Origin of the sequence: Streptosporangium sp. NPDC000396, from assembly GCF_042898655.1 — a bacterium.
GTDB lineage: Bacteria > Actinomycetota > Actinomycetes > Streptosporangiales > Streptosporangiaceae > Streptosporangium.
Genome location: NZ_JBIAZA010000021.1, coordinates 30,069 through 47,605 on the forward strand (window position 1 = coordinate 30,069; position 17,537 = coordinate 47,605).

Genomic DNA, 17,537 nt, shown 5'->3' on the forward strand with positions numbered 1-17,537 from the left:
CCGGTGGAGTGATCGGGGTCTCCTGGCTGATGATCGCGCTGCCGCTGCTCGGTGCCACGATCCTGCTGCTGGGCGGCCGCCGTACCGACCGCTGGGGCCACTTCCTCGGCGTCGCCATGTCGCTGGGCGCCTTCGTGGTGGCCGTCGCGTCCTTCGCCGAGATGCTGGGCCTGCCCGAGGCGGAGCGCCGCATGGGCGTCGCGCTCTACGAGTTCATCCCGGGCGTCGCGAATATGGGGCTGCTGATCGACCCGCTGTCGATCAGCTTCGCCCTGCTGATCACCGGTGTGGGTTCGCTCATCCACATCTACTCGATCGGCTACATGTCGCACGACCCCGAGCGGCGCAGGTTCTTCTCCTACCTGAACCTGTTCGTCTCGGCGATGCTCCTGCTGGTGCTGGCCGACAACTACGTCGCCCTGTTCATCGGCTGGGAGGGCGTGGGTCTGGCGTCCTACCTGCTGATCGGGTTCTGGCAGTTCAAGCCCTCCGCGGCGGTCGCGGCCAAGAAGGCCTTCATCGTCAACCGCGTCGGTGACTTCGGCCTGCTGATCGCGATGTTCACGATCTGGACCACGTTCGGCTCCTTCGCCTTCGCCGACGTCTTCGGCAAGGTCGGCCAGGCCTCCCAGGGCACGGTGACCGCGATCGGCCTGCTGCTGCTCCTGGGCGCCTGCGGAAAGTCGGCCCAGCTGCCGCTGCAGTCGTGGCTTCTGGACGCGATGGAGGGCCCGACCCCGGTCTCGGCCCTCATCCACGCCGCGACCATGGTCACCGCCGGTGTCTACCTGGTCGTCCGGTCGGGCGCGTTCTACATCATGGGCTCGCCCGCGCAGATCGCCGTCACCGTTGTGGGCGTGGCCACGCTCCTCGCCGGTGCGATCATCGGTTGTGCCAAGGACGACATCAAGAAGGGCCTGGCCGGTTCGACGATGTCGCAGATCGGCTACATGATGCTCGGCGCGGGCCTCGGCCCGGCGGGCTACGCGTTCGCCATCGCGCACCTGATCACGCACGGCTTCTTCAAGGCCAACCTGTTCCTCGGCGCGGGCTCGGTCATGCACGGCATGAACGACGAGGTCGACATGCGCCGGTACGGCGCGCTGTACTCGGTGATGAAGATCACCGCGATCACCTTCATCATCGGTTACCTGGCGATCATCGGCTTCCCGCTGCTGTCCGGTTACTTCACCAAGGACGGCATCATCGAGACGGCCATGGAGCACAGCCCGGTCCTGGGCTGGCTCGCGGTCGTGGGCGCCGGCATCACCGGCTTCTACATGTCGCGGATGGTCTTCATGACCTTCTTCGGCAAGAAGCGCTGGGCCGAGGACGCTCACCCGCACGAGTCGCCCGCGGTGATGACCTGGCCGCTGATCATCCTGTCGATCGGCTCGATCTTCCTCGGCGCCTTCCTGATCCTGGACAACCGGTTCATGAAGTTCATCGCCCCGGCCGTCGGCCTTCCGGAGGAACTGCCGACGTTCCACTTCGCCAGCGTCCCTGGCCTCGCCACACTCGCGCTGGTCGCCGCCGGCGCCGCGTTCGCCTGGTTCCGGTACGGCGCCGCCGAGGTGCCCAAGCTCGCCCCGCGCGGCTCGTTCCTCACCACCTTCGCCCGTCGTGACCTTTACGGCGACGCCCTGAACGAGACGCTGCTCATGCGCCCCGGCCAGTGGCTGACCCGGATCGCGGTGTTCTTTGACAACCGCGGCATCGACGGCCTGGTCAACGGGCTGGCCGCGACGATCGGCGGGACATCCGGGCGGTTGCGCCGCATCCAGACCGGCTACGTACGGTCCTACGCGTTGTCCATTCTCTTCGGTGCCGCCGTGGTCGTTGGCGCGCTGCTCTACGTAGGGAACATGTGATGCCCTGGCTCTCGATCCTGATGGCCGTGCCCGTGCTGGGCGCGGTCGGGGTCTCCCTCACCAAGAGTGACAAGCTCGCCAAGCAAGTGGCCCTGGTGGTCTCGCTGGTCGTGCTGGTGCTGACCGGTGTTGTGGCGGCCCAGTTCAACCCTTCCTCGACGGAGCGCTTCCAGCTCACCGAGGTCTACAACTGGATTCCCCGCTTCGGCGTGCACTACGGCCTCGGCGTGGACGGCATCGCCCTGGTGCTGATCGCGCTGTCGGCGGTGCTCGTTCCGATCGTGGTCCTCGCCTCCTGGCACGACGCCGACGGGACCGGGGCCGCGGCCCCGCCCAAGCGGTCGGTGAAGACCTACTTCGCGCTGCTGCTGGTGCTGGAAGCGATGATGATCGGCGTCTTCGCGGCGACCGACATCTTCCTCTTCTACGTGTTCTTCGAAGCCATGCTGATCCCGATGTACTTCATGATCGGGTCGTACGGCGGCGCCCAGCGGTCCTACGCGGCCGTGAAGTTCCTGCTCTACTCGCTCTTCGGCGGCCTGCTCATGCTGGTCGCGGTGATCGCGCTCTACGTGATCGCCGGCAAGAGCACGTTCATGTTCCCCGAGCTGATCGGGGTCATTCAGGACCCGAACACGCAGAAGTGGCTGTTCCTCGGCTTCTTCATCGCCTTCGCGGTCAAGGCGCCGCTCTGGCCGTTCCACACCTGGCTGCCCGACGCGGCCGCGCAGGCCCCGGCCGGCGCCGCCGTGCTGCTGGTCGGCGTGCTGGACAAGGTCGGCACCTACGGCATGCTCCGCTTCTGCCTGGAGCTGTTCCCGGACGCGGCGAAGTTCTTCACCCCGCTGGTGATCGTTCTCGCGGTCGTCGGCATCATCTACGGCGCGATCGTGGCCATCGGCCAGAGCGACATCAAGCGCCTGATCGCCTACACCTCGATCTCGCACTTCGGCTTCATCGCGCTGGGCGTCTTCGCGATGACCGCCGACGCCGGTGCGGGCGCCACGCTCTACATGGTCAACCACGGCTTCTCGACCGGCGCGCTGTTCCTGATCGCCGGATTCCTGATCTACCGCCGGGGTTCCAGTCAGATCGCCGACTACGGCGGCGTGCAGAAGGTCGCACCGGTCCTGGCCGGCACCTTCCTGATCGCCGGTCTGTCCGGCCTCTCGCTGCCGGGCCTGTCGTCGTTCGTCAGCGAGTTCATGGTCCTGATGGGCACCTACGAGCGCTACAAGGTTCCCGCGATCATCGCCGCGACCGGCGTGATCCTGGCGGCCATCTACATCCTGTGGATGTACCAGCGCATGATGACCGGCCCTTCGGCCGACTCGGTCAAGGGCTTCACCGACCTTGACATCCGGGAGAAGCTGGTGGTGGCCCCGCTGATCGCGGTGATCATCGCCCTCGGCTTCTTCCCCAAGCCGGTGCTCGACGTGATCAACCCCGCGGTGGACAAGACGCTGTCGAGCGTCCATGTGGACAAGTTCACCCCGACCGTCGCTGAGAAGAAGGGGGCCGGGCAGTGAACGGCACCATCCAAGCTCCGACGATCGAATACGCGCTGCTCTCCCCGATGCTGATCGTGTTCGGCGCGGCGATCATCGGTGTGCTGGTCGAGGCGTTCGCGCCTCGCTACCTACGCAAGTCGATCCACGTGCCGCTCACGCTGCTCGCGTTGTTCGGCGCGTTCGTCACCACCATCGTGACGGCCGCGAACGGCCTGCCGGACAAGGCCGCCGCCATGGGCGCGGTCGCGATCGACGGGCCCTCCCTGTTCATCTGGGGCATCATCCTCATCCTGGCCTTCATCAGCGCGCTGCTGATCAACGACGACGAGCAGTTCGTCGCGCAGGCGGCGGCCGTACCGGGAAGCGCCGACGAGGAGGAGGCGGTCCGCAGCGGGTTCGTCCAGACGGAGGTCTACCCGCTGCTGCTCTTCGCGGTCGGCGGCATGCTGCTCTTCCCGGCGGCCAACGACCTGCTGATGATGTTCGTGGCCCTTGAGGTCATGTCCCTGCCGCTGTACCTGCTGTGCGGCCTGGCCCGTCGTCGTCGCCTGCTCTCGCAGGAGGCCTCGGTCAAGTACTTCCTGCTCGGTGCCTTCTCCTCGGCCTTCTTCCTGTACGGCATGGCCCTGGTGTACGGCTACGCCGGCTCGGTCGACCTGAAGGCCATCAGCGATGCCCTCAGCTCGGTCGCCGGTCAGGAGACGTTGCTGCTCGTCGGCGCCGCGATGCTCGCTGTCGGCCTGCTGTTCAAGATCGGTGCCGCGCCCTTCCAGGCGTGGAAGCCCGACGTCTACCAGGGCGCGCCCACCGCGGTCACCGCCCTGATGGCCTCCACCGTGATGGTGGCGGCCTTCGGCGCCGTGCTGCGCGTCTTCTGGGTCGCCCTGGGCGGTCTGGAGTGGAACTGGCAGCCGGTCATGTGGGGTGTCGCGATCCTGACCATGATCGTCGGTGCGATCCTGGCCATCACCCAGACCGACATCAAGCGCATGCTGGCCTACTCCTCGGTCGCGCACGCGGGCTTTCTGCTCACCGGCGTGATCGCGGTCGGCACCTTCGCGCAGAACACGCAGGCCCTGTCGGCCATCCTGTTCTACCTGGCCGCGTACGGTTTCACCACGGTCGGCGCCTTCGCGGTGGTCACCATGGTCCGTGACGCGGGCGGCGAGGCCGGGCACCTGTCCCGGTGGGCCGGACTGGGCAAGCGGTCTCCGATCCTGGCGGGCATCTTCGCCTTCTTCCTGCTGGCCTTCGCGGGCATCCCGCTCACGAGTGGTTTCTTCGGGAAGTACGCCGTGTTCGCGGCGGCGATCTCCGGCGGCGCACTGCCGCTGGTCGTCGTGGGTGTGGTGACCTCGGCGATCGCCGCGTTCTTCTACGTCCGCGTGATCGTGCTGATGTTCTTCAGCGAGCCCGCGGCCGACGGGCCGAGCATCGCCGCGCCCACGGTGGGGACCTCGGCTGTGGTCGCCCTGGCGGCAGCGGCTACGGTAGTGCTGGGGATTTTCCCGCAGCCGGTGCTCGACCTTGCGGACCAGGCTGCGTCCGCGCTGTTCATTCGTTAGAGGAGTAGGGCTTCATGGCTGCGCCACCCGTTGTTGATCTTCCCTTTGTCGACGAGCGGCTGGCGCAGGACCTGGCTACGGGATTGGCCGAGGTCGAAAGCCTGCTCCGCTCCTCGGTGGAGAGTGAGGACGCCTTCATCACGGAGGCGTCCAAGCACCTCATCGAGGCCGGTGGCAAGCGGTTCCGGGCCATGCTCGTGCTGCTCGCCGCCCAGTTCGGTTCGCCGGAGGCCCCGGGGGTGGTGCCCGGGGCCGTGGTGATCGAACTGACCCACCTGGCGACGCTCTACCACGACGACGTCATGGACGAGGCCCCGGTCCGCAGAGGCTCCCCGTCGGCCAACGCCCGCTGGGACAACACCGTGGCCATCCTGACGGGCGACTACCTGTTCGCCCAGGCTTCGGAGATCCTCGCCGACCTCGGCGCCGACGTCATCCGCATCCAGGCCCAGACCTTCTCCCGCCTGGTGCGCGGCCAGATCCGCGAGACCATCGGTCCCCGCTCCGGCGAGGACCCCGTGGCCCACTACATCGACGTCCTGGCCGACAAGACCGGCTCCCTGATCGCCACCTCCGGCCGGTTCGGCGCCATGCTGAGCGGGGCCTCACCTGAGATCGTCGACCGGCTGACCCGGGCCTGCGAGGCCATCGGGGTGGCCTGGCAGCTCAGCGACGACCTGCTCGACGTCGCCTCCGAGTCGGTCGAGTCCGGCAAGACGCCCGGCACCGACCTGCGCGAGGGCGTCCGGACGTTGCCGGTGCTGTACGTCCTGTCGTCCGACGCGCCCGAGGACACCCGCCTGCGCGAGCTGCTGGCCGGTCCGGTGGCCGAGGAGCACGTCGAGGAGACCCTCGGCCTGCTGCGGGTGAATCCGGCCATGGCGCGGGCTCGCGAGGAGCTGGTCGCCTGGGTCGACCGGGCGCGTAAGGACATCTCCGATCTTCCGGACATCCCCGCCCGCACCGCCTATCTCGCTCTGTGCGACTACGTCATCGAGCGCTCCGGCTGATCTGCCTCTTGCCAGGCCCTCCGGGGCGAGGAAGGCCTCACGGAGCCCTGGCGCGCCGGATCCCCGGAGTTCTGGAGCCTTGAGGGCCCCCTGGCCCTTGGCAGGCCCTCAAGGCCTCTCGTGGACGCGCCAGGCCTCTCGTGGACCCGTAAGGTGCGCCGGGCCGGGGGCGATCTCCCTCGGCCCGGAGCCGACCGGGCCGGGCGCTCACGCCGCTCGCCGCGACGGTTCGGGACCTCAGACGGTCGCGGTCTCCAGCGCGGTACGGCGGGCAACCCGGACAGCGCGGAGGCTGTCCCAGGTGAAGATCGACAGTGCCAGCCAGACGATGGCGAACCCGGCCCAGCGGCTGGGCGGCATGATCTCGTGGAGAATGAACACGCCGCAGAGGAACTGCAGCGTCGGGGCGATGTACTGCAGCAGGCCGATCGTGGTGAGCGGCACCCGGATCGCGGCGGCGGTGAAGCAGAGCAGCGGAACGGCCGTGATCACACCGGATCCGGCCAGCAGCAGGGCATGGCTCGCGCCCATGGTCCCGAAGGTGCCGGCGCCCTGCTGCTGCAGGTAGATCAGATAGCCGAGCGCGGGCGACAGCAGCGCCAGCGTCTCGATGGTCATGCTTTCGGCGGCGCCGACCTGCGCCATCTTCTTGACCAGGCCGTAGGTGCCGAAGCTGACGGCCAGGACCAGCGCGATCCACGGCAGGCGGCCGTAGTCGATGGTCAGGACGAGAACGGCGAGGGCGCCCATCCCGACCGCGGCCCACTGCCACGGCCGCAGACGCTCCCTGAGGAGGAAGACCCCGAAGAGCACGCTGACCAGTGGGTTGATGAAGTATCCGAGCGCGCTCTCGACCACGTGCCCGGTGTTCACGGAGTAGATGTAGACACCCCAGTTGACCGTGATGATCGCCGCGGCCAGGACGAGGAGACCGAGCTTCTTGGGGGTGCGCAGAAGCTCGCGGAACCAGGACCAGTGCCGCCGGACTGCAAGGATGGCGATGACGGCGACGAGGGACCACGCGATACGGTGGGCCAGGATCTCCAGGGCCCCGGAGGGCTTCAGGAGCGGCCAGTACAGCGGGAACAGACCCCACATGGTGTAGGCGGCGATGCCGTACAGGACCCCACGTCGCGATTCAGGCATGTCACCTATTTTGACTGCTTACGATATTTAACACAAATTAGTGGTTCTTGGTCCAATGTTAAGGGTCTCTTACGGGAACACGTGAGGCAGCTGAACGGTTGCCTCCTGTGAGAACGTGTCAGAGGAGGTTCCCGATGGGTTGGCTGTTCGGCAAGGACAAGACTTCCATGGTGTCCGCGGAGAACGCGCTCCCCGGTCGCGCCACACGGATGCCGGTGCCCGAGCGCCACGCGGTTCTCGACGCCCCGCTGGCTCCGCCGTACCCCGAGGGAAGCGAGATCGCCGACTTCGGCCTCGGCTGTTTCTGGGGCGCCGAGCGTAAGTTCTGGCAGACTCCCGGCGTGGTGTCCACCTCGGTGGGCTACGCGGGCGGCTACACCCCGAACCCCACCTACGAAGAGGTCTGCACCGGCCTGACCGGCCACACCGAGGTCGTCCGCGTGGTCTTCGACCCGTCCAGGGTGTCCTACGAGGAGCTGCTCCGCGTCTTCTGGGAGGCGCACAACCCCACCCAGGGCATGCGCCAGGGCAACGACATCGGCACCCAGTACCGCTCGGCCATCTACTTCCACTCGCCCGAACAGGAGAAGGCGGCCCTGGCCTCGCGCGACGCTTACCAGAAGGTGCTCACCGAGTCCGGCTACGGCCAGGTCACCACCGAGATAGCCCCGGTCGGCGACTACTTCTACGCCGAGGAATATCACCAGCAATATCTTTTTAAGAATCCCGGAGGCTACTGCGGGATCGGCGGCACCGGCGTCTCGTGTCCGGTCGGCCTGACCTCCGGCGAGGCGTAGACCTGCGGAAATAGCCGACTCCTGGCCCGAGCTCGCCCGGTTCATCCGGTGTCGATCTTGGGCCAGAGCCGTTTCCGGGGAGGAGTTTCACTACATGGTCAAGGCGGCAGCGCTCCGCGCCGCCGCACGGCGGGGCGTGCCCGTCCGCGCCGCGCGGACATTCGGGACCGGGCATGCGGCTCTGGCGGCCGGTCCCGGCCCGCGCCCGCGCCGCGCGAACGGGCAGACCCCGCCGCCCGCCGCACCAGGCCGTCCGCCGCAGCCGAACACCGCGCCGACCGTCAGCGCACTGCCGCCAAGGCCGCTTCGATCCTCGACCTGTCCACGAGGCACCGGGCATCCCACATTCATGATCATCTAGACGATGGGTGACGCCCTGACGATCGCCCAAGGGTGGCCGATCTCCGCACGAGGCTGGGGGCGATCGACGGTCCGGCGCTTCGTGCCTCAGCACCGGCCCACCGAGCAACGGAGCACGCAACCTACTCATTAGGCTCAATGATCATTTTCGGCGTCGATGACCTGACCGTGATCCCCTCAGCAGGGCCAGGTGGACGCACTCACCTCGTAGGTATCCTTCGACTTCGAAGCGGACCAGACTTCGAGGTTGACCTCTACGCCTTCGACCTCCTTGACCATGCACCTCGGCTCGCCAGCGGAACCCTCGGTGGAGCCCTCGGTGGGGAGGAGCTTCCAGCCGTTGCGCAGGGCGAGGTCTCGGTAGAGGGACCCAACATCCTTGGGTGAGCCGTGCTGTTCCGGAAGGTAATAGGAGCGGCTGATGGTGGCGTGATGATCGTCGGTGTCGGTGCATGAGCGGTCGGGCTTTCCGGCCGGGATGGCGTTCAGGGCGTCGAACGACGCCAAGGCCGCTTCGATGCGATCGTAGTTCTCGCCGCAGACCCTCCGATGTTCCCCGCTCCCACCGATCAGGGGGGCGGCGACGAGGCCGGCCACTGCTAAGAAGCTCGCGACCACCATCAGCGAACAGCCGAGCGCCCTTTTCATGATCGAGACCATAGCGGCCTCAACGCTGTTGCGTAATGAATCTTTTCGCCCCCGGGCGACGGTCTGTCCGGTCGCATCATGATCGGGGGTGCGGCGTTCGCCTAATGACGTAAAGAAGCTCCTGATAGACGGGCTGATGAGGAGGAAAAGGCTCAGTGCGTGCTCAACACGTTCTGCCGAAGACCTACCCGGCTGAAGAACTGTTCGGCAATCCCCGCCGGATAACCCTTGGAGTGAGTAACGGCGTGTTTCTTGCTTTCCGCCGCTCCGACCACCGGCCCCAATCGCTTCGCGGCCCCTTCGGGGTGATTCGCATTGGCGCCGGCGACTCCGCTCCCATCGACGGTTTCTGGCGACGCTGATGGTTCCTCCTCCGTCCTCGACTGCCTGACGTGCTGGTGTCCCTTGCTCAGCGTCGTCTCCGCCAATGCACGCTGTGGGGCAACGCTGCATCGCGTGCGTGGGGACGCGCTAGAGCGGAACCGAGCTTTAGCCAGGACGCGAGATCGGCAGTCGCCGAGAATGGGGGAGGAACGGGCCAGGAGTTCCCGGATGACTCCTGGTAGGTAATCGTCTACGAGTTGATCACTGTCGGTGGGACGTTCCAGATCCACAAGCATGTCCAGTCGGACCCGCCGGAGCACTCCTATGCGAGCACTTGGCACCACTCAGAAGCTCATACTTGGTGGTTGCGCGTGCTCGTCGGCTCAACTCGGTAGCGGAGCGTCTGATCCATGGCCAGTTCGAGATCGTCCGTCGATGTCTATGGCTGACAGAAGCGCCTGCTCAGAGCTACTTTTTGCGTGATCCTCTTCTGAAGGTGTCCATCGGCGTCCAGGGACGTTGTTGGCAACGGCGTTAGCAAGATCCCTTTGTTGGGCCGATAGCGTTGCGGGCTATGCACTCACCCCCGGCCGAGATTCGGCGTTTCTTCCTCCATGCCGGTCACTTCCAGTTCTATCTTCAAGACGTCGAAACGTACGGGCGTGCCATCGAGGACGGTGACGCCGACGGGGACCCCTGGACCGAGGAATCCGCCCAATTGGTGAGAATCGGGGTGGAGACTTCCTCAATCGCCGTGGGCACGGCCCGCCAGGACTGGATCCTGATGATGCTCCGCGTGCATGAGTCGCCTCCACTGGCCGAGCTCCTTGACGAGGCCGATCACGTGGTGGAGGCCGACCTCGACCTGCCAACGGGACGACTCAGCGTCTACGGATGCGACCAAGAGCTCGGAACTGAAGAAGTGATCGCCCTCCCACCTGGCACGTACCGGGTACGAATCTCGTACCTGCCGACGACGTACGTCCACCCAGACACTAACGACGCCGAGCAGGGCGACCACTTCGAGTACCGCGTCGAGATGTGGGCCACCGAGGAAGTAGCCGACATCCACATCCTGAAGCAGGGGCCTGATCCCTGGTCCGGGTAACCCTCTGATTCCTGATGAGCCACTGACTGGCAATCCCCTGAAACCGTGGAGACCTTCTATGCGGCCGGATGGTGTTCAAACAGCCGGATGAGGTGGCATGGCGCTGATCGACGTCGTGCAGAAGGTGGGCGTGGCGCTGAGCATGACAGCTCGGCAGGGCGCTGGCCGGTGTCTACACCTCGTCCATGCCTGTCCGTCCCCAACCAGCAGGAGCATTTCTCAGCTGACTCCATAACTGTCGGCATGGCGTTGATAACGACAGCGGTGACGACAACGTCGGCCACCATGAGCGCCCGGCTACAACCGCAGCGATGGCGGCACTCATAACCGGACATGCTGATGCCGGAGTGCTGTCGCTACTGGCCACCACGCTGCCGAAGGGGGCACAGCTTAGGCTTGGGCCTAGCTGAACCGGTTCATGCTGGACGGGCTAGGCTCACTTAAGCACGAGAGAGATCGTGGTGCGCATCGACTCGGCCATTTTGTGGACAGCCCAAAGACGCAAATTAACATGCCCGATTCCCGCCGAGCGCACTAACCTGCCGTATTCGCAGTGGTTGGCTGCCCATAAACATGCACCAAAACGTCCTGTGAAAATCGTGGCTCGTCGCCCGGCCGAGAGCTTCAACCGACTACATTCTGGACCCGCACTAGCTCAGATTTTTAGGAGTTCGGGACTATCGGGAAGCTCGGACCGAGCGGCATCAAGTCCTGCTATCTTGGCGCGGATTCTGCTAGCGGTATCTTCGACTTGATCTAAACTCTGGATGACAGCAGTAAGAAATGCGTCTGTTGCCTCTAGCAGACCGGACTCCACATGAATCCGTGTCCAACGAGATCCGATTCTGTCTTCTCGAACGATTGCGAAGACGGCTTCCCGTCCCAGGAACTGGCTGTCGACCCAATCGTCCAGCATCTCGAGAGACTCGAAGGTCAAGGCAGGTAGACCTGCGGCTACCTCCTCATCTAGCTCGACGTAAGACCAGACTGATAGATCTCCGTCCCCCTCGAAGGCCATCGTGAAGAGAACCGCCGCTTGCCCCATCCAGAAGATGCCGGTAAGTGGAATCTCGTACTGATGGAAGACCTCTAAGTCCTTTGACTGAGCGTTTGGACGCCATGGCAGACGGCCTTGCTTCACCAAGGAGTCAAGATTCACCGTAACCACCTCACGTCTAATCATGCCCAACAAAACAGTCAGCGAACCTTGCAGCCACGTCATCAGGCCAAGGGATGTCTTGCCTATCCAACGGGTCGTCAGCCGGCCATACCACTGAAACGTGGGGGGCCATTGATCATCCTTCCCGGTGTATGTACCACTGCGAAGCCCGCTTTTCGTAGCTGACCAGCCGTGGTGTGGCGGACACCTGCTCTATCGACGGCGGCCTGTATGGCCGCGGCGCTACCTCGTCTGAAGCGGTAGTGCGTGGCCTCTTCGACGGTGAGTTTGCCTCGGAGGAGGGACACTTCACGTTCGGTCTCGATGCGGGGTGCGTTAAGAAACTCGCCCGCACTCTTCGTATGGTGAGTCAGCATTTCATCGTCCACTACGCATGCATCTGGAGACGGTCCGCATTGGCATGCCCCTCGGCGCACGTAGTCCTGATCTGACTGACCCATGTCATGGACATTAGCTAGCAATGGCTGCAGCTACTACAAATTCTCCGCAAGCCACCTAAATTGTTATCGTCCAATCTGGATATCTAATTCATTTATGCATTTGTATCACTTTGTGAAATTTGTCCGATTCTTGTAACTTTGACTCCCTTGCCAGCATACGCGCACTCGTCGATAAACGATAGAGGTTTGCCGACGGCAATACTACCGTCAGTTATGATATTGCTACTCACTGACAACTCATAGGGGGTGGCCTACTCCGCCGTGGCCACCGTGAGTCATTCATGGAATCTCTGAACGCCCTTGGACGGTCGCGGGCATAACTGGACGAGCCTCGGTTGACTCTCAAAGCGCAGGATTCGTGGGAGCGTCTGCCTGGGAGGAGTTGGCGGGCAAGGAGTTTGTGATCTTTAAGCTGCATAACACTCTTGTTGACCTGGAAGGGCGTTCCTGGCGTGGGGGTGGCTGACCCGGCACGACTCGCACCTTGAGACGATTATCTGGTTGATCGCTCCCCTCCCTGTCAAAATAGACAGAGGTAACAAACAGGCATGAAACTCTGCACTGAGGGAGGAGAAGGAGTCATCCCTTCGTGGGAGCAAGCAAACAGGATCCACCGATCCCTGACCCCAGGTACTCGAGCGGGCCGGCGCCCGCCGCTACAGCACGGCTTACAAGGCCCGGATCCTGGAGGAGTACGACCGGCTGGACGCTGCAGGCGGAGGTCGAGCGGCTGCGTGCCGAGCTCGGCAAGACCCGCCAGGTGATCGAGGTGCAGGGAAAGCTCTTCGCGCTGCTGAATCAGCTCGCCACCAGCAGCGAGACGCCGCAGGATCGGGGCGAGCAGTGACCGAGGCCCTCCAGGCCGCCCAGGCCGAGGCGATCGCCGACTGGCCCCGCTGCTCGGGCGGCGCAACGCGTGCGCGGTGGCCGGAGTGGCGCAGGCGACCTGGTACCGCAAGAATCGCCAAAGCCTCGCCCCGGCCCCGCCTGGATCAACAAGCCCATGACCGAAGAGGACACCACAGAGAAGTCGACACAGAATTAGCCCAGCTCAACTGCCCTGATCAAATTGACAGGTTCCGCGGCGAGAAGGTGGATGGCGCGCTCTGTGCAGACACCTGCTGTCGGGCCGGGTCTATCCGACGGGTCATCGGTGGTCGTGGGATGTGTTTGCCTGGATTCGTGTATCCGCCTTGCGGTGATTCGCCGAGTGCTGCGGTCTTGCTGCGAGGGGACGACGGGCTCTTGGGTGTGCGTCCGGTTGCGTCCGTAGAAGTCCGGCTGTGATCGGCGATTTGATGAGGTAAGTAAGAAGACTGTCGCCCCTTGTTCAAGGGGCGACAGTCTTCTTGGGGACGCGGCGGACGTTTTGGACGTCCTGGGCTCAGAGTGACTTCGAATCCGCTAGCAAACGCCGGGAACCTTACACACTCTGGCGGCCATCTTCTTGGCGTTTTTGGTCAGTCGGCCGGGGTCGTAGGCTCCCTCGTCGGTCGTGTAGATCATCAGCGCGCTGCCTCTGCGCGCGGCGATACCGGTGACCGTCTCGTTCACGCTGCCGTCCTGCCAGGTCTGATAACCCATGCCCATGGCCTCGTCTCCCGCCTTGGCCTTACTCGTCCGCCACCGGAACTTGAGTTCGGGCGCCGACGGGTCGCCCTTACGCGCGCACCGCTTGACCTCGGTGCGCAGACGGGTGAGCGCGGAATGGGCGGCACGGGGGCTCTTGTAGATGACGAGTTGTTCGGAGGAGCCGCTGGGTGCGCTGGTCCAGTGCGTGATCGTGCGGGCTGCCACCCGGTCGCGGTCGACGGCGTGCCGATGCCCGCACGGGTTCAGCTCCAACGGCTCGGTGAGCTTGTCGCTGATCTCGTAGCCCTGTTCCTCTGCCTCCTCGGGGGTTAGGTGCCTGCGCGCGTCGTGTTCGGTGAGCAGGAAGTTCTTCGGTATCTCGGGCACCGTCACCGGGGACAGGGCCAACAGCAAGGAAAGTGTCACGCCGATCATGAAGAGTTTGATGCCGGAGGGAACGGCTTGGTTCTCCGTCCTCTCGCCAGATCGGCTCAAGCAGGTCGAGGTCAGACCGCCTGCTACGTGAGCTCCGGTTCTGCCTTGATGATCTGACGATGCGAGTCAGCCACTGGATCGCCCCGGGTCGGCTGTACGGCTCGCGCTCAGCACCTGGGCGTGAGCCGTCCTGCTGTCAGGTTCGGGAGCCCTCGACTGCTTTGGCGGCACGGCGGGCCACTACGACGGAAGACGCAGGGTGAACGTCGTGCGGACGCCTGGCACGCTGGCGACCGTGGCTGTGCCGCCGTGCGCCTCGGCCAGGTTGCGCACGATGGCGAGCCCGAGCCCGCTGCCGCCGGTCTGGCGGTTGCGGGACTTCTCCGCCCGCCAGAACCGGTCGAAGACGTGGGGGAGGTACTCGGCGGGGATCCCGATCCCCGTGTCGGTCACCTCGATGACGACCTGGTCGCCATCCTGGCGGGCGTCCAGCGTGATGTGCCCGCCGCGTGGCGTGTAGCGCAAGGAGTTGGTCACCAGGTTGCCGATGGCCTGGCGGAGCCGTACCGGATCCGCGGTCAGCGGGGGGTCGTCGGTAACCACGGTGGTCAGCGTGAGACCTGCGGCTTCGGCCCGGCCTCGGTGAGCGGTGGTCACCTGGTCGAGAAGGTCGCCGAGGTGGATGGGTTCGACGTGCAGACGGAGCTTGCCCGCGTCGGCGAGGGCGAGCTCCTGAAGGTCGTCGACGATGTGCTGCAGCAGCAGGATCTCCTCGACCAGCGAGGCGATCAGCGCGGGGTCCAACTCGGCGACGCCGTCCTGGGCGGCCTCCAGCCAGCCCCTGAGGTTGCTCAGCGGTGTGCGCAGTTCGTGGGAGACGTCGCTGACCATGGCCTTGCGCTGCTCCTCCATGCGCTGGAGGTGTTCCGACATCTCGTTGAACGCCGTGGCGAGCTCGCTGATCTCGCCGGTGGTCCTGACCGTGACGCGGGCGGAGCTGTCCCCGTCGCGCATGCGCTGTGCGGCGTGGGTGAGCGCGTTGACGGGCCTGACCAGGCGCCTGGCCGCCATGACGCTCACGCCCACGGTCAGCACGAGCACGAGGAGAGCGGCACCGGCGATCGAGGGCAGCGGGATGCGCTGGCCGGTGGCCTCGACGGGGGAGCCGATGTACAGGTACGCCGCGGGGGCGACGTAGGGATCGAGTTGTTCTTTGCGGGCCGTGACGATGCAGGAGGAGATCACCTGATCGGGTTCGGCGACCGGCGGCATCGGCTGTTTCTCCTTGGAGACCCAGGTGAAGTCGAGGCCGACCGAGCCCCTTCCCGCGCCCTTGCCCTTGAGGCACCTGCTGACCAGGAGGTTGAGTTGTCTCAACGCGGCTTTCTCGGTGCGCGTCGGCGTGCTGAAGGTGGCGGCGTCGCAGCTGCTCACCACGACGGGGGACACGGTCCGCATCGGGCTCGGCATCGGGCTCGGCACCGGGCTCGGCTCCCGACTGACCCCCTGGCTGGGCGTTGTGACGAGGGGCCTTCCGGTGTTCGAGACGGTCACCTGTACGGCCTGCCCGGTGCGGCTCGCACAGACGGCGTAGGTGTCGGCGGCCTTCCTCAGCCGGGTGCGATCGCGGGCGGACAGCAGGAAGGGACCCACCGCACGTGGATCGATACGGTCCCTGGCCGTCCCCGGCACCAGGGTCACGTCCACGGCCAGCGGGTCGACGACGGCCGACACCTTGGCGGGCAGCGGGGTCCCGGCGGTCGCCGAGTCCGCGATGAGGGCGCCGCTCTCGGTGGCCAGCGCGATGCGGCGGCTGTTCTGGGCGGCGAGATCGCGCAGAGTGGCGGCGACGTCCGACCAGTTCGAGTGGCGGGAGGCGTAGCCGAGCAGGCTGTTGTTGATCCGGGCGTCGCTGGCCAGCGTCTGGCCCTGCTCGCGCTGGATGGCGCCGGAGGTGCTGCTGGCAGCCAGCCACGCGGTCGCCGTGATCGAGCAGACCGCCACGACAGCCGAACTCGTGAGCAACCTGACGAACAACGACCTCATGCGCGGGTCAGTTTGTAGCCGACGCCGTACACGGTCAGCAGCCGGACCGGGCGGCGCGGATCAGGCTCGATCTTCTTGCGCAGGTTCATCACGTGCACGTCGACCGTGCGTTCGGTGATGAACCTGTCGAAGCCGTGGATGCGCTCCAGCAACTGCTTCCTGGTGAACACCCGCTCCGGCTCGGCAGCCAGCGTCTCGATGATCCGGAATTCCGCGAGCGTGCAGTCCACCGGCGTGTCCGCCGCGGTGACGGTGTGCCTGACCGGGTCCACGAGGAGATCGCCCGCCTGGAACACCTGCCGATCGGTGTCCTGGGACTTCCTGGTACGGCGCAGCAGGGTCCGCACGCGGGCCATCAGCTCACGGGGGCTGTACGGCTTGGCGACATAGTCGTCAGCGCCGAGGTCGAGCCCCAGCAGCAGATCGTCCTCGGTGGACCTGGCGGTCAGCATCAGGATCGGCAGGTCGGACTCGGCACGCAGCACCCGGCAGACGTCCAACCCGTCGGCCTTCGGCATCATCACGTCGAGCACCACGAGGTCGGGGTCCGCTCGCCGCGCCTCGTCGATCGCGGAACGCCCGTCGTGCACGACGAAGACCTCATGGCCCTCCCGCTCCAGGTATCGCCGGAGCAGTTCGGCCTGCTTGGGATCATCCTCGGCGACCAGCACGTACGCGCACATGAGCTGAGGCTATGCCCATGTCAGGGGTGCACATGGGATCCGCATGACAACTAAACAGGTTTCACACATTCTGCCGCCAGGCTGCGGCAGGTGAGAACCAATCTGCTTCGTACGGCTGCTGCGGCGACACTCGCCTTCCTGCTGACCGGCTGCGCGAGCAGCGCGAGCAGCGCCGTACGGCGCGAGCCGGCGAACAGCGCCAGTTCCGCGAGCAGCGCCGTACGGCGCGAGCCGGCGACCGGCGCCAGTTCGACGATCGCGACCGTCAAGGGATCTCGGATCACGGTCTACGGAAACAAGGAGGGGGTGGCGCAGAGGACGATCACGAGCCCCAACGACTACGGCGCGGCGCGTGTCTTCCTGGTGGAGCGTGACGAGGGCGAGTGGCTCCAGGTGCTGCTGCCGATCCGGCCGAACGGCAGCAAGGGCTGGATCAAGGCCGCCGACGTGACGCTCGCGGAGACCTCCTACCGGGTGGAGATCGATCGCGGGGCGTTCAGGTTCACGGTCTATGACGGCAACAGGCCCGTCAGGACGGGCAGGGTCGCGACGGGCGAAGCGGGCACGCCGACACCTCCGGGTCGTTACTTCTTCACCGAGCTGGTGAAGCCCGCCGACCAGGGCGGGGCCTACGGCGCCTACGCCTTCGGGCTGAGCGGTTTCTCGCCGGTGCTGAAGAGCTTCGCCGGCGGCCCAGGCCAGCTGGCGATCCACGGGACGAACAAGCCTTCCGCCATCGGCACGCGGGCCAGCCACGGCTGCGTCCGGATCAGCAACGACGACATCACCTGGATGGCGAACAACCTGGCGATCGGTACTCCGGTCGTCGTACAGGGCTGAG

Annotated in this window: 14 protein-coding genes; 8 read left to right on the forward strand and 6 right to left on the reverse strand. The window is 65.6% G+C overall.

Annotated elements, in window-relative coordinates; translation table 11 throughout:
• Positions 1–29 precede the first annotated feature (29 nt).
• Genes nuoL through ACFY2X_RS30200 form a run of 4 tightly spaced genes read left to right on the forward strand, consistent with a single transcriptional unit; the run spans position 30 to position 5,957 of the window.
• Positions 30–1,871 (forward strand): NADH-quinone oxidoreductase subunit L, encoded by a 1,842-nt coding sequence (gene nuoL / locus ACFY2X_RS30185; RefSeq protein WP_389945051.1) that lies wholly within the window; start codon positions 30–32, stop codon positions 1,869–1,871.
• Positions 1,871–3,400: an NADH-quinone oxidoreductase subunit M gene (locus ACFY2X_RS30190; protein WP_389944658.1), complete on the forward strand. Its 1,530-nt coding sequence runs from the start codon at positions 1,871–1,873 to the stop codon at positions 3,398–3,400. Before nuoL ends, ACFY2X_RS30190 begins: the two co-directional genes overlap by 1 nt.
• Positions 3,397–4,947 carry an NADH-quinone oxidoreductase subunit NuoN gene (nuoN, locus tag ACFY2X_RS30195; RefSeq protein WP_389944661.1) on the forward strand — a complete coding sequence of 517 codons (1,551 nt, stop codon included), beginning with the start codon at positions 3,397–3,399 and terminating at the stop codon, positions 4,945–4,947. The genes ACFY2X_RS30190 and nuoN overlap by 4 nt, the downstream gene beginning before the upstream one ends.
• 14 nt (positions 4,948–4,961) lie before the next feature.
• Entirely contained in the window at positions 4,962–5,957 is a 996-nt protein-coding gene (locus ACFY2X_RS30200; protein WP_389944664.1) for a polyprenyl synthetase family protein, read from the forward strand.
• 237 nt (positions 5,958–6,194) lie between these two features.
• On the opposite strand, the gene rarD is transcribed toward ACFY2X_RS30200, so the two are convergent.
• Positions 6,195–7,103: an EamA family transporter RarD gene (gene rarD / locus ACFY2X_RS30205; protein ID WP_389944667.1), complete on the reverse strand. Its 909-nt coding sequence runs from the start codon at positions 7,101–7,103 to the stop codon at positions 6,195–6,197.
• A gap of 134 nt (positions 7,104–7,237) precedes the next feature.
• On the opposite strand from rarD, the gene msrA reads away from it, so the two are divergent.
• Complete coding sequence (gene msrA, locus ACFY2X_RS30210) at positions 7,238–7,900, forward strand: peptide-methionine (S)-S-oxide reductase MsrA (RefSeq protein ID WP_389944670.1); 663 nt, start codon at positions 7,238–7,240, stop codon at positions 7,898–7,900.
• Between the two features lie 537 nt (positions 7,901–8,437).
• On the opposite strand, the gene ACFY2X_RS30215 is transcribed toward msrA, so the two are convergent.
• Positions 8,438–8,908 carry a hypothetical protein gene (locus tag ACFY2X_RS30215; protein WP_389944673.1) on the reverse strand — a complete coding sequence of 157 codons (471 nt, stop codon included), beginning with the start codon at positions 8,906–8,908 and terminating at the stop codon, positions 8,438–8,440.
• Between the two features lie 898 nt (positions 8,909–9,806).
• Here ACFY2X_RS30215 and ACFY2X_RS30220 point away from each other — a divergent pair.
• Positions 9,807–10,340, forward strand: coding sequence for a hypothetical protein (locus ACFY2X_RS30220; protein WP_389944675.1), 534 nt, complete (start codon positions 9,807–9,809; stop codon positions 10,338–10,340).
• Positions 10,341–10,995: 655 nt separating this feature from the next.
• Here the strand turns inward: ACFY2X_RS30220 and ACFY2X_RS30225 are convergent.
• The gene (locus tag ACFY2X_RS30225; protein ID WP_389944677.1) at positions 10,996–11,562 is read right to left on the reverse strand and encodes a hypothetical protein; all 567 of its coding nucleotides are present in this window, start codon (positions 11,560–11,562) and stop codon (positions 10,996–10,998) included.
• Positions 11,563–12,549: 987 nt separating this feature from the next.
• Between ACFY2X_RS30225 and ACFY2X_RS30230 the strand changes: the two genes are divergently transcribed.
• On the forward strand, positions 12,550–12,807 hold the full coding sequence (locus tag ACFY2X_RS30230) for a hypothetical protein (RefSeq protein WP_389944680.1): 258 nt from the start codon (positions 12,550–12,552) through the stop codon (positions 12,805–12,807).
• Positions 12,808–13,364: 557 nt separating this feature from the next.
• Here the strand turns inward: ACFY2X_RS30230 and ACFY2X_RS30235 are convergent.
• The 3 genes from ACFY2X_RS30235 to ACFY2X_RS30245 all read right to left on the reverse strand — a co-directional run bounded on the left by ACFY2X_RS30235 (position 13,365) and on the right by ACFY2X_RS30245 (position 16,696).
• Complete coding sequence (locus ACFY2X_RS30235) at positions 13,365–13,958, reverse strand: hypothetical protein (protein WP_389944683.1); 594 nt, start codon at positions 13,956–13,958, stop codon at positions 13,365–13,367.
• 249 nt (positions 13,959–14,207) lie between these two features.
• Positions 14,208–16,013 carry a sensor histidine kinase gene (locus ACFY2X_RS30240; RefSeq protein ID WP_389944686.1) on the reverse strand — a complete coding sequence of 602 codons (1,806 nt, stop codon included), beginning with the start codon at positions 16,011–16,013 and terminating at the stop codon, positions 14,208–14,210.
• Complete coding sequence (locus ACFY2X_RS30245) at positions 16,010–16,696, reverse strand: response regulator transcription factor (protein ID WP_389944689.1); 687 nt, start codon at positions 16,694–16,696, stop codon at positions 16,010–16,012. Before ACFY2X_RS30245 ends, ACFY2X_RS30240 begins: the two co-directional genes overlap by 4 nt.
• Positions 16,697–16,786: 90 nt before the next feature.
• On the opposite strand from ACFY2X_RS30245, the gene ACFY2X_RS30250 reads away from it, so the two are divergent.
• A complete protein-coding gene (locus tag ACFY2X_RS30250) occupies positions 16,787–17,536 on the forward strand; it encodes a L,D-transpeptidase (protein ID WP_389944692.1) in 750 nt (249 codons plus the stop codon).
• Position 17,537: the final 1 nt, after the last annotated feature.

Excerpts from the sequence above, each read along its gene's own strand:
- nuoL (WP_389945051.1), top strand. The coding sequence starts at position 30 with ATGATCGCGCTGCCGCTGCTCGGTGCCACGATCCTGCTGCTGGGCGGC.
- ACFY2X_RS30190 (WP_389944658.1), top strand. The coding sequence starts at position 1,871 with ATGCCCTGGCTCTCGATCCTGATGGCCGTGCCCGTGCTGGGCGCGGTC.
- ACFY2X_RS30200 (WP_389944664.1), top strand. The coding sequence starts at position 4,962 with ATGGCTGCGCCACCCGTTGTTGATCTTCCCTTTGTCGACGAGCGGCTG.
- rarD (WP_389944667.1), bottom strand. The coding sequence starts at position 7,103 with ATGCCTGAATCGCGACGTGGGGTCCTGTACGGCATCGCCGCCTACACC.
- msrA (WP_389944670.1), top strand. The coding sequence starts at position 7,238 with ATGGGTTGGCTGTTCGGCAAGGACAAGACTTCCATGGTGTCCGCGGAG.
- ACFY2X_RS30215 (WP_389944673.1), bottom strand. The coding sequence starts at position 8,908 with ATGAAAAGGGCGCTCGGCTGTTCGCTGATGGTGGTCGCGAGCTTCTTA.
- ACFY2X_RS30220 (WP_389944675.1), top strand. The coding sequence starts at position 9,807 with ATGCACTCACCCCCGGCCGAGATTCGGCGTTTCTTCCTCCATGCCGGT.
- ACFY2X_RS30225 (WP_389944677.1), bottom strand. The coding sequence starts at position 11,562 with ATGACGTGGCTGCAAGGTTCGCTGACTGTTTTGTTGGGCATGATTAGA.
- ACFY2X_RS30240 (WP_389944686.1), bottom strand. The coding sequence starts at position 16,013 with ATGAGGTCGTTGTTCGTCAGGTTGCTCACGAGTTCGGCTGTCGTGGCG.
- ACFY2X_RS30245 (WP_389944689.1), bottom strand. The coding sequence starts at position 16,696 with ATGTGCGCGTACGTGCTGGTCGCCGAGGATGATCCCAAGCAGGCCGAA.